General features: G+C 50.5%; 9 protein-coding genes. 7 read left to right on the plus strand and 2 right to left on the minus strand.

Annotation, left to right across the window (positions count from 1 at the left end; translation table 11 throughout):
• Position 1: 1 nt before the first annotated feature.
• The 6 genes from AAEZ03_RS11995 to AAEZ03_RS12020 all read left to right on the plus strand — a co-directional run bounded on the left by AAEZ03_RS11995 (position 2) and on the right by AAEZ03_RS12020 (position 6,944).
• On the plus strand, positions 2–661 hold the full coding sequence (locus AAEZ03_RS11995) for a YjbF family lipoprotein (RefSeq protein WP_350578835.1): 660 nt from the start codon (positions 2–4) through the stop codon (positions 659–661).
• Positions 658–1,440, plus strand: a complete 783-nt coding sequence (locus AAEZ03_RS12000; RefSeq protein WP_502947922.1) for a capsule biosynthesis GfcC family protein — start codon at positions 658–660, stop codon at positions 1,438–1,440. The genes AAEZ03_RS11995 and AAEZ03_RS12000 overlap by 4 nt, the downstream gene beginning before the upstream one ends.
• A complete protein-coding gene (locus AAEZ03_RS12005; protein WP_350578838.1) occupies positions 1,437–3,518 on the plus strand; it encodes a YjbH domain-containing protein in 2,082 nt (693 codons plus the stop codon). The genes AAEZ03_RS12000 and AAEZ03_RS12005 overlap by 4 nt, the downstream gene beginning before the upstream one ends.
• Positions 3,519–3,879: 361 nt before the next feature.
• A complete protein-coding gene (locus AAEZ03_RS12010) occupies positions 3,880–4,689 on the plus strand; it encodes a helix-turn-helix domain-containing protein (protein ID WP_350578841.1) in 810 nt (269 codons plus the stop codon).
• A gap of 103 nt (positions 4,690–4,792) precedes the next feature.
• Entirely contained in the window at positions 4,793–5,290 is a 498-nt protein-coding gene (locus tag AAEZ03_RS12015) for a winged helix-turn-helix domain-containing protein (protein ID WP_350578844.1), read from the plus strand.
• Positions 5,291–5,627: 337 nt separating this feature from the next.
• The gene (locus tag AAEZ03_RS12020) at positions 5,628–6,944 is read left to right on the plus strand and encodes an undecaprenyl-phosphate glucose phosphotransferase (protein WP_350578847.1); all 1,317 of its coding nucleotides are present in this window, start codon (positions 5,628–5,630) and stop codon (positions 6,942–6,944) included.
• Positions 6,945–7,040: 96 nt separating this feature from the next.
• Here the strand turns inward: AAEZ03_RS12020 and AAEZ03_RS12025 are convergent, their stop codons facing one another.
• Positions 7,041–7,943, minus strand: coding sequence for a GGDEF domain-containing protein (locus AAEZ03_RS12025; RefSeq protein ID WP_350578849.1), 903 nt, complete (start codon positions 7,941–7,943; stop codon positions 7,041–7,043).
• A gap of 306 nt (positions 7,944–8,249) precedes the next feature.
• Positions 8,250–10,235: an FUSC family protein gene (locus tag AAEZ03_RS12030; protein WP_350578851.1), complete on the minus strand. Its 1,986-nt coding sequence runs from the start codon at positions 10,233–10,235 to the stop codon at positions 8,250–8,252.
• A gap of 337 nt (positions 10,236–10,572) precedes the next feature.
• On the opposite strand from AAEZ03_RS12030, the gene adhP reads away from it, so the two are divergent.
• On the plus strand, positions 10,573–11,589 hold the full coding sequence (gene adhP / locus AAEZ03_RS12035; protein WP_123748790.1) for an alcohol dehydrogenase AdhP: 1,017 nt from the start codon (positions 10,573–10,575) through the stop codon (positions 11,587–11,589).
• The last annotated feature ends 294 nt before the right edge of the window (positions 11,590–11,883 follow it).

Raw genomic sequence — 11,883 nt, forward strand, 5'->3', positions numbered from 1 at the left:
TTTGAAAACTCTTCGTAACCGCTCCTGGCTATTGGCGGGCTTGTGGCTGTGTGGCTGTAGCCCGCTGATGAAAGGCTCTGTCGATACCTTCAAGGCTGCTGTTCAAGGCGTGCAACCTCTGCAAATAACAGAGGCAGACGTTGCAGCAGTTCCTTATGCGCAAATCAAGGTCACTACCCGCTCCAGTGAAGGGATTATGGCCAGGCTGCGTCAAGAGGGCGATCTGCAGTACTGGGTCGCCTCTGGCAAGCAAGTGTTGATGACTCGCAACGGCCTTGTGGAGCGCACTGTAGGTCTGCCGCCAGATCTGGAAAGCACCCGTTTTGACGGACCATCTCCGTTTAAGCAAGGTTTGCAGAACATCGCCGATGGCACCACCAGTACTCGGCAGATTGATATCTATGACGGTCAGCGTGTGGGTGTAACGGTGCATAGCCGTTTTCGCCGTAAAGGCCTGGAAACGGTCAAGATCCTTGATAAACCCTATGCGCTGCAGCGCATTGACGAAGAGATCGACATTCCGGCATTAAGGTTCAGTGGAACCAACCGTTACTGGGTGAGACCGGAGGACGGCGTGATCTTGCAGAGCGAACAATATGCAACGCCAGAGATTTTATTGCAGATCGTGCACTTGCGCCCAGACTGGGAGCCTGCAAGGTGAGTGAGTTAAAAAAACTGACCGCTGGACTGTTGTTAGGCGCATCTATATTTGGCTTCATTCAGCATAGCCAAGCAGCCGTGACTGTTAGCGGAGAGGTACGTAACCCGGTGAGTGTCGCCTACACACCGGGCATGCGTCTGCTGGATGTCATCAGCCAAGCCCAACCCAATCACAATGACTATTGGTTAGCTGCAGGGTGGCTGCATCAACCTCTGCTTGAACAGCAAACACGCTTGAAAGTTGGTGTACTGTTCGATTTGAAAATGCTGCAACGCGGCTCCTTGCTCAATAACAACGTCGCCCTAGCCTCTCTCGCAGAAAGCTTGCATGAATATGTGAGCGGCTTGCCTGTGACCGGACGCAAAGTTGCAAATCTGGACCCAGTGGCATTAGAAGTCAACTTTAGCCACAACTACTTGGTTAGCGATGGTGATCAGGTGATCTATCCACCTCGCATAGACCGAGTAACGGTTGTTGGGGCGGTGGTTGAATCTTGCAACCTGCCCTATCAGGCCATGCAAGAGGCGCGCGACTATCTAGACAAATGCCCCCACTTAAAAGATGCAGATGCCGACTTTTTATGGTTGATACACCCAAACGGAACCTATAAGCAGGTACCCATTGCGGCATGGAACCGCAAAGATGGTGTTTATGCGGTAGCTGGCAGTACGATCCTGGTACCCATACGCAATGACAATCCGGATTTACCCACGCCTGATTTAAATGAGCAGTTGGCGCAGTTCCTCGCCACTCAACTGTTGGCTGAGGTTGCACCTTGAAGTTACGTTTTTTTATTGTCGCCTTTTTGCCCTATAGCCTGGCACATGCAGAGCCACGTTATACCCAAAGTGATTTTGGTGGGGTTGGCTTGCTGCAAACGCCGACTGCTCGTATGGCACCTGCTGGTGAGATAAGCCTGAATGCCAACCGTACAGATCCCTATTCGCGCTACAGCCTGTCATTACAACCGCTTGATTGGCTGGAAGGTACATTTCGTTATACCGCCATCTCTAACCGTAAATATGGCTCAGAAGCAGTAAGCGGTAACCAGAGCGCAAAAGATAAAGCTGTGGACGTCAAAGTACGTCTATGGCAAGAAAGCCATTGGCTTCCGGAAGTAGCTTTCGGATTTATAGACGTGGGTGGCACGGGCCTTTTTTCCAGCGAGTACTTTGTCGCAAACAAACGTTATAAAGATTTAGACTTCAGCCTTGGCATTGCATGGGGCTATATAGGTAATCGCGGTGATTTCAGAAACCCATTGAGTCTTGCTGGTGACAGTTTTAACAGCCGGCGGGACCCAAACAGTGCAGGTGATGTTAACACCAGCATGTATTTTAAAGGACCGCCTTCTTTGTTCGGTGGAGTTTCGTATCAAACGCCTTGGGCACCATTAAGTCTGAAGCTAGAATACGAAGGTAATGATTATCAGCATGAGCCTCTAAAAAACAATCAGGTTCAGGACTCGCCACTCAATATTGGTGCTGTCTACAAACTGAGTGACTCTGTTGATCTAAGCGTTGGATGGGAACGTGGTAATACCGCACTGTTCGGCATTACCCTACACACCAACTTTGTGAGTCGCAAAGCCCCGACCAAAACTTTCGATCCGCCTGCTCAACCGCTACCGACTCAAGAGCCCGTCACCCCGTTAACTGAGGTTGATTGGGCTGAGGTTTCCAAGCAGTTGGATAAAAATGCTGGTTACAAAGTTGAACGTATTTCACAGCGCGACTCGGAGCTTACGGTATACGGCGAGCAGTCTAAATATTTTTACTCAGCCAAAGCCGTCGGCCGGGCCAGCCGGATCCTGGACAACAATGCGAATAGCGATATTCAGTGGTTCAATCTGGTTAACAAGCGATACAACATGCCTATCGAAGAAACCAGTGTTCCGCGCTCGACCTTTCGAGATGTTGTCAACAATGAACAAGATCTGGTTAATCTTCACCGCACAACTGAGGTCAATCGCGCGACACCGCGTATTGAGAAAACCCTATTTCAACAGAAACCAGACCCTTTCACTTATGGTTTCGGCTTAGGTTACCAACAGAATATCGGCGGCCCTGATGGATTCTTGCTGTACCAAATCAGCGCCTATGCCGAAGGGCAATATCGTTTCACCCCTGGAACTTGGGCAAGTGGCGGCATCAGTGCAAACTTGCTGAACAATTACGATAAGTTTAAATACGATGCGCCTAGCGGCTTGCCACGTGTGCGTACCGATGTGCGTAAATACGTCACGACTTCAGATGTAACGATGCCCGCACTGCAACTTAACCAGGCTCGCCAACTGGATCAGGATCTTTATGGCATGGTCTATGGCGGTTACCTGGAGCCTATGTACGCCGGGGTTGGCGGTGAACTGCTGTACCGCCCAATGGGTGAGCGTTGGTCGATTGGTGCAGACTTGAACTATGTGCGCCAGCGTGACTTTGAGCAAGATTTTGGCCTGAGGGACTACCGTACTATCACCGGCCATATCACCGCTTACACCAAACTACCGTTTGATCTGGACGCCGCCGTAAGCGTTGGCCGCTATTTGGCGCGCGATTGGGGCACCACCATTGATATCTCCAGAGAGTTTTCCAACGGCGTAAAATTTGGTGGCTGGGTCACTCGTACCAACGTCTCATCTGAAGAGTTTGGTGAAGGCAGTTATGACAAAGGGATTTATATCTCGATTCCATTTGACGAAATGATGAGCGTCTCGACCATGAGCCGCGCCAGCATTGCTTGGGCCCCGCTAACACGTGACGGTGGCGCCATGCTGCATCGACAGTACTCTCTGCATACCATGACAGATGGCCGCAACCAGGATGCGTTTTATGAAAACTTTGGCAAGATTACGGAGTGAGCCAACTGGTTCAGCATTGGATTGAGCAAATCTTCACTTAAAGCAACACGACTCAATGGTGGGAGCAGGCTTACTCGCTATGGCATTCAGAGTGCCTCATTTAAAAGGCAAATATGCTTCATCGTTAGCGAGCATCGCGAGCAAGCCCGCTCCCACATAAGCAGAAATCGCTTAAGTGTATAGCATTGCAGTCAGGCGCTGAATATTTGAGCTTCGTAATTAGCCTAGGGTTATTCGCTGGGCTGCACTTGCAGCCATGCCGAAAGCCTTTTTCAGAAGATAAACCACTCGTATCGCACTCACCGTCGATGGCGCTTAAAGTAAACGATCGTTTTATTCAACACCTCAAAGCTGCAAGCCATTGAATCTTGAAAAACAAATAAGGCCAAACTGTTATAAAAAGTCGGCTTCCATGCGGGCGCGTATGGCAAAATCGAACCGCCTCTACTTACTTGGGTTAGGTAATATGCTTTTCGCAGGATGCAAAGCCGACGCGTTAAATTCTTCGGTGTTCAATTTTGCGCACACACAAGTGCTAATTGATGATTTAAATAAAGTGGTTTCATCTGAGATAGTGCATCTTGATGCTTCCTGTTTAGCAATGGTTCTTAACCTAAATTCCTCTCAGGTTGAAGCTGTTTTTTTTGAGATTAATACCCCTGATGTAACACATGAAAGCCTTGATATCTTAAAAAAAATTCGCCAAACCAATCAGGCTGCCTGTATTTTCATACTAGTGACCCACAGCAAGTCATTTTCCGGAACGCCTTTTTATATTTCTGGCGCTGACCATTGTTTAAAACTGTCCAGCGACCCGCAAGAAAGAAAAAAAATTCTATCTAAAGCATTAGAAGATTCACATTGGAAATCACCGACACAGTTATACCTGGACCGTACAAGACTACTTCTGTGCAGCACCACCTATAAACTTGATATTTCATATACCGAAATGACAATTATAGATGCGCTTATGCAAGCACCTGAGCACGTCATGAAGCAAGACAGCATTGCCAAAGCTCTGGACCCGAACGTTATTTTTTATGACCCTAGAGCGCTAGAGAAATCGATCAGCCGCTTAAGAACCAAAATAAAAAAAGCTTATAATATTGAGCTTATTATCAGCGTCCGTTCCTACGGGTATCGTTTGCGCCGAGGGACTATCTCAGAATAACCAATTTACTTAGACCTTACACACTCCGACAAAATTTTAAAAAATGGTTCTAACATATCTGTAACCGCGCAAAAAATTTAGGAATTCATGGAGAAACCTAATTATGAAGACAGCCCTCAACACATTTAATATAATCGCACTTAAAATTACGAACCTACCAAAACAAGCAACTCGCTTTAACTTAAACTCGCCACTAAAAGGCTGTACACCACGCTCCAAAACAATTAAACCCGCAACCTTAAATAGTGTGTCGACTACCTACGTGCCAAACTATATACTACCAGACCCAACTTACTCGCCCCCCTCACAGACCTGGATTTTCAACGTGGTTGCAAGAGAGCTATGCAACACCACAGCCTGCATTCAACTTACAGCTATTGAAACGCTGCTTATTAACACTCTAGCACTTAGTACCGTGCGGATTTGCAGCAAGCAAGAGCTTATCATAGGCATTAATAAAGACCCTGTAGCATACAGCGGTCTTGAAATGTGCTTAAGCCGTTTGCAAGACAAGTTTCGACAAGCATTTAACGAACGTTTGTTTCGCTCAGTGCGCAACCGGGGCTATTGCTTGGTTCAAGAAGTAAAGATCGAGGAATGACAACACTACCTGCTGCATGGCTTCAAAGAGGCTTACTTTACCAGCACGAACCATAGATAAGAGTTGATCAAAAAAAATTCAAACAGAATACTCTGGGCCGTTATAAATCGTCGAACGTTTACCCACATTTTTCCTTATTATCGACGACCAGTTCAACATCGACAGCTACACCGTTGTACGTCACACAAGTATGAAGTGCGTCTAATTTAATCTTTCCATCATTAGCCACTTCTATATAATTAGAGACTTTTACAAGGCTGATACCTTGATACATACTCGCATAGATCGAAAATCCGTCGCCAGAGGGCTCACGTTTTGGGGACAGTGGTTCATCTCTATGAGCCTTGTCATTTCAACATTACTGATATTGGTGTACACCAAAAACGGCAGCATCGACTTCCACTACCGCATTGCTGGCATTTTAACATTATTTATTTCAGTCCCGGCCTACTCTGCGACCAATACCTATTACAAAAGACATGGGTATTTAAATGGATTGCTGCGTCTATTTATTGCTTGGACATTCACGCTAACGTGCTTAAGCACTGTCGCATTTATTACCAAATCCAGCGATTTGTTTTCACGCGAAGTTATCATTACTTGGGCATTAGTTAGCTATACCATCCAAGTGCCACCCTACTTACTGCTCCACTACCTGTCACGCCGCTATCATGAACGCAACAGCCATCATTACAACAGTCTTATTATTGGTTCTGACGGAGTTGCACTAAAACTGGCTGACAGTTTTATACAGCAAAATCAATTTCCATTGGTGGGCGTTGTTAGTGCCTCTCCGTTCGAAGATGCTGAAAACTCCCCCCTTGTTGTCGGAGAGTTGACACAGCTGCGAGCACTTATCACCGAGCACAATATACGCCGACTTTATCTCGCTCTATCTCTGCAAGATGCGCAGCGGATTGAAGCTCTATATATTGATTTACTGGATTTGAATGTCGATGTTGTCTGGATCCCTGACTTGGACAGCATGCTGCTATTGAATCACTCCGTCAGCGAAGTGGGTGGACGCCCAGCCATTCATTTGAACGAGAGCCCGCTTACCAGCTATCCAACAGCTGCATTTAGCAAGGCTCTTATGGACCGCTCGCTTGCACTGCTGGCCATTATCGGTTTTAGTCCTGTACTACTTGTTGTTGCACTTGCAGTTAAACTTTCCTCTCCCGGCCCGATCCTTTTCAAACAACAGCGCCACGGTTGGAACGGTAAAGTCATACAAGTTTTGAAATTCCGATCAATGAAGGTGCATGATGACAAGCATGTACAACAGGCCAGCAAAAATGACTCTCGCGTAACGGCTGTAGGCCGCTTTATCTGGCGTACATCGCTTGACGAATTGCCTCAACTGTTCAACGTGCTGCACGGGGATATGTCTCTGGTTGGTCCACGGCCTCACGCGGTTGCTCATAACGACTACTACACCGACAAGATTCACGCCTACATGGCTCGTCACCGCATCAAACCCGGCATTACTGGCCTTGCACAGATTAGTGGTTGCCGTGGCGAAACAGACACTATTGATAAGATGCAAAAGCGTGTGGAAATTGATCTTGATTACATCAATAACTGGTCGCTGTGGCTCGATGTCAAAATCATCATCAAAACGCCGTTTACTTTAATTTCCAAAGATATTTATTGAGATAAGCCTACCCAAACAAGTCACTCTTAATATTGCATCCCTTATATCGCCCTCATCTTGAGGGCGATTTTGTTTATAGCAGACAAAATTCGAGACTCACCCCCACACAATCCTGTTCTTGCCCGTCTTTTTGGCCTCATACAACGCCCGATCTGCGCGTTTGAGTGTGTCTTCATGGGTGGTGTCTTCCGGCACCATGCTGGTTATGCCAATGCTCGCGGTGACGACAATATTGCCCACTGAAAAATGATCCAGCTCTTGTTTGAAGTAGCCATGTAAGCGTTCGGCAAACTGCATGGCCTGCTCACGCGCGGTATTGGGCAGGGCAATCACAAACTCGTCTCCGCCAAAGCGGCAGGCGGTGTCATTTTTGCGCAAGGCCGTGCGGCAGATGTTGGCGGCGGCCAGGATCATCTGGTCGCCGACGTGGTGACCTTGGGTGTCGTTGATTATTTTGAGGTTGTCGAGGTCGAACATGCAGACTGACGTTGGTACGGCATATCGGGTTAATGCCTGGTGGTGCAGCGTGAGGTCATGCTCAAGCCTTCTTCGGTTGTAGAGGCCGGTCAGTTGGTCGGTGTCGCTCAGTTCCCTGAGTTTGACTTCGAGGTGGTGGCGCTCTGAGATGTTGCTGGCGACCCAGAGCACAACGTCGTCCTCGTCTACTTGAAAGCTCAGGGCCTGGATGCGGCCTTCAAACCATATGGGGTCTGCGGGGCCTTCATCGAGCAGGCCTTTTACATCCCGGTTGCTTAGCTCGTACTCCACAACCATGAGCTTTTGCGTGTCCAGTGCCTTGGCAATCTGCTCCAGAAACCAGTTGGCCTCTTCGGGTTTGATCAGGTCCCGGATGTACAACCCGATCAAGCCGGTGCCGTCGTGGTAATAGCGCGTATCGCGCCCGCCAAACACTGCAACGTATTTACCGCTGCGCGTAAAGATAAAAGCCGGGTCTGGCAGCGCTTCGAGAATTAAAGCCATCTGTTTAAAGTCAATCATGACGCGTGTCTTCTCAGCCGCTTGATGTGTGGCAGCTTGTCGTTTGAAAGCAGCAAACTTTTGTTATTTTCAGCGCTATGGGCTGCGGCGTAACGCGGCATCTTGTGGCTGCCAACAAGATGCCTGGCTGCAATGCAGTACCGCCGCTCTAGTGCTCACTCGACTCCCATCGCCACCTCATGCTCCGGCAACGACTGCAGGTGCTTGCAACGCCCTGGCATTATCAGGCCAGCGCAATCCCGGCCGATGATACTATTGCGCCACTACCTATTGAATGAATGTTTTTTATACGTTGGTCGCGCAGACTTAGTCGGTACTTGTCTGGCAGGCTTTGCGCCATGTGTACTGAAGTTGCAAAATCGCCGCTTTGGCCATTTCTTGTTCCGCCAACCTCGAAGGCTGCTCCAGTGCCCCGAGCAATGCCTGGCTGGGCGCATCCATAAGCGTGAGGCTTTGCTCGCTTGGCCCGCCTTGTTTAAAAGCACCCGCCAGGCAACGCAAATAGCGATCACGCGCAAGCGCCAGGGCTCCCTGGCTGTTTGCGAGGCAGGCGCGCAGTTCGAGCAACTCATCGCCAAGGTCCAAACCTTGCAGGCCACGCGACCAGTGGCTGGTGCCGGTAGCAAACGCTGCGGTGTAGCGTGACAGCCGGATCAAGCGGTCTGCCATGCGCCCGCCAAACCAGCTTTCGGCTTGCTCCAGCGGGCGTACGGTCAGTTGAGCCAGGTCGAACAGCAGGGCTTTGTACATGCGCTGATAATGGCGCTCACCGGGGTTGAGTTGTATCAGGCGGAACACCAACACGGCGATGCCGCTGCCCATCAGGGTGGCTACGGCGCTGTTGAGGAAGGCGGCGAAGTCGTAGGTCATCAGGTTGCTGGGCCCGATGTTGTTGACAAAGAAGATGCAGAACGCCGAAGCGGTGGCCGCCAATGCTGGCCGGCTCATGCATAACGAGGCCAGAAACAACGGTATGCCCAGGCACAGGCCAAGCATGGCGAAGCTGTCAAAGGCGGGCAGCAGGCCAAAATGCACAACTCCGGCCACCGGAATTGACAGTGCAATGCCTTTTAAAAAGTTAAGGCTGGATTCAGAAGGGTTTTCTCTGGCGGCAAACAGGCTTAACACCACGCCGCAGATTGATATCGCGCCCAGGCCCGACGGCCAGGCCGTGTACATCCAGAACGCCGCCACAGCCAAAAAAGCCACAGCGCAGCGCAATCCGGCGAGCACGCCCTGTTCAATGTCTTTGTGCCACGACATGGCGCCCGGCGCACCTGACGGCACTCTCCCCTGCTCTAGTGCCTGAAGTGTCAGCGCGCTCTGCTCAATCAAGCGCAACAACTGAGCCAGCGCCATCAGGCAAAAATGCGCCTCCTGGCCCAAGGTCTGATCCTCGAGCGCCAGCCTGATGTGCTGGGCCAGCGCGGGCAGGTCCTGTAGGTGCGCTTGCTGCAATGCCGCCGCCACTTGCTCGATCAACGGCATGACACGCGCAGCCTCATCGAGCATCAACCGTTGGCGTGCCACCGCCCTGGCTGCACGCAACACACTGAGCAGATCCCGGCTGAGCACACGCAATGCTTGAGAGCGGCGCCGCCCTGCCGGGCCTTCAAAGCGGGCGCTGGCATGTTGATTATCGACCGCTACCAGTCGCCCCAAGGCAACCAGCATGCCTTTACGTTGATCCGTGCCGAGCAGTTCTGCCGCCGCGGCTTCAAGCCCGGCCAACCAGGCCGCTCGCCCTTGAGCCGATAGCGCCTGCTCGGCGTGACGGGGCCACAAAACGGTACTCGCCACGGACGCGCAAATAATCCCCAGGCTGATCTCTATGCACCGCGCAGTCGCATGGTCGAACACCGCTAGCGGGTCCGAGACCGCTGGCAGTGCAATGATCGCGGTTGTATAGCCCGCCAATACAAAGCCATAGGCGGCATGGCTGCGTAACAGTGAGGCGCCAGTGGTGCACAGCGCCAACCACGTTGCCATGGTCAACAGAAACAACAAGGGCGACTGGCCAAACGCGGCAATCAGCGCAACCGAAGCCACGCCCCCTACCAGCGTACCGACCAAGCGGTAGGCGCCCTTGCCCAACACCATCCCGCTGGTGAACTGACCCACGATGAACACCGTCGTCAGCGCCCATTGCGGTTGTTCCAGATCGAAGATCAACGCCAGGTACAGCGCCACCGCGCCGGCGATGATATTGCGCAGAGCAAACAGTAAGTCGCTGCGCGAAGGTGCAAGGATGGCCTGCCAAAAATCTGATAACGGGATGGAGGGTGGCTTCATGGCTGCGCGATAGGTAGCAGGCTAATCGTTAGGATAGTATCTATCCCCATTGAAAAAACCAATTCTGATCTTGGGCTGCGTATTGCCTGCGACTTGGTCATGACAGCTTAGCCCAAGGCCTACGCAGCCCGTTTTTGCCTGGCTAAGGTTTTAAGCCGGAGCTAAACAGCCCTCAACCCGGGCCCTACCGCAGCGATCATCCACAGTCGGAATGGGCAGAAATCGCAGTGGATCCAAAAAGACAACGGTTTTGAAAATCGCAGCTAGACTACAGCCGCTCATTTTTAGTTAGGCAGTCAACATGAGCCTTCAGACATACCACACGTGGGGGTTGATTATGAAAGCAGCTGTTGTCGCAAAGAATAAGACCGTCGTCATTGAAGACAAGAAATTACGCCCTTTGGAATACGGAGAAGCCTTATTAAAAATGGAATGCTGCGGTGTATGCCACACCGACCTGCATGTAAAAAATGCAGATTTCGGTGATGTATCCGGCATCACACTTGGGCATGAAGGCATTGGTGTTGTGACTGAAGTAGCGGCAGGTGTTACATCACTTAAAGTTGGCGATCGCGCCAGTGTCGCGTGGTTTTTCCGCGGCTGTGGCAACTGCGAATACTGTAACAGCGGTAAAGAAACTTTCTGCCGCACAGCCAAGAATGCGGGTTATACCGTCGACGGCGGGATGGCTGAAGAATGCATTGTCAGTGCTGATTACGCGGTCAAAGTTCCTGACGGTCTCGATTCAGCAGAAGCCAGCAGTATTACCTGCGCTGGCGTGACTACTTATAAGGCCATTAAAGTTTCAGGTATAAAACCAGGCCAATGGCTGGCAATTTACGGCCTGGGCGGGCTGGGAAATCTGGCCCTGCAATATGCCAAGAATGTATTCAATGCCAAAGTGATCGCTATTGATGTCAATGACAAGCAACTGGCATTGGCAAAAGAGATGGGGGCAGATTTAACCCTTAATCCGAAGACAGACAATGTCGATGAGATCATTCAGAAAGAGCTCGGCGGCGCCCATGCGGCCGTTGTGACAGCCGTCGCCAAATCAGCCTTTAACTCTGCTGTCGCCAGTGTACGCGCTGCAGGGCGTGTTGTAGCAGTGGGCCTGCCAGTTGAAACGATGGACCTGAGCATTCCGCGCCTGGTCCTGGACGGGATTGAGGTCGTTGGCTCACTGGTGGGGACTCGCGAAGACCTGAAAGAGGCCTTCCGTTTCGGCGCCGAAGGTAAAGTCGTACCAAAAGTGCAGATGCGCCCACTCGAAGATATCAATACGATTTTTGAAGAAATGGAGCAGGGTAAATTTACCGGCCGTATGGTTATTGATTTCACCAAGAAGCATTAATCTGATGATCTTGCCCTTTTGGATTTCGTAGCAGGCTGCTTGATCCAGGACGTAAAAGGGCAAGATCTTTTTATTGGGATACATACCTTAAATACATAACACACATCACGTTAATCACTGTCTATATCTGCCGATAAACCTCTCACACTTGTAAATGACCAAGTTGACCTCGCGATTTGGCAAGGCATCCCCCCAATCGGCCCCCTCTCCTTCGGGCTGTATGGACCGGGGACATAGCGAACACAATGTTCGGAGACATCGCGAACACTTTTAATAGGACACATTGACCCCTTA

Origin of the sequence: Pseudomonas sp. HY2-MNA-CIBAN-0224, from assembly GCF_040310285.1 — a bacterium.
Lineage (GTDB): Bacteria > Pseudomonadota > Gammaproteobacteria > Pseudomonadales > Pseudomonadaceae > Aquipseudomonas > Aquipseudomonas helleri.

What these genes read in the sequence shown, in the direction of transcription:
- AAEZ03_RS12015 (WP_350578844.1), top strand. Translation starts at nt 4,793, where the DNA reads ATGAAGACAGCCCTCAACACATTTAATATAATCGCACTTAAAATTACG.
- AAEZ03_RS12020 (WP_350578847.1), top strand. Translation starts at nt 5,628, where the DNA reads ATGAGCCTTGTCATTTCAACATTACTGATATTGGTGTACACCAAAAAC.
- AAEZ03_RS12025 (WP_350578849.1), bottom strand. Translation starts at nt 7,943, where the DNA reads ATGATTGACTTTAAACAGATGGCTTTAATTCTCGAAGCGCTGCCAGAC.
- AAEZ03_RS12030 (WP_350578851.1), bottom strand. Translation starts at nt 10,235, where the DNA reads ATGAAGCCACCCTCCATCCCGTTATCAGATTTTTGGCAGGCCATCCTT.
- adhP (WP_123748790.1), top strand. Translation starts at nt 10,573, where the DNA reads ATGAAAGCAGCTGTTGTCGCAAAGAATAAGACCGTCGTCATTGAAGAC.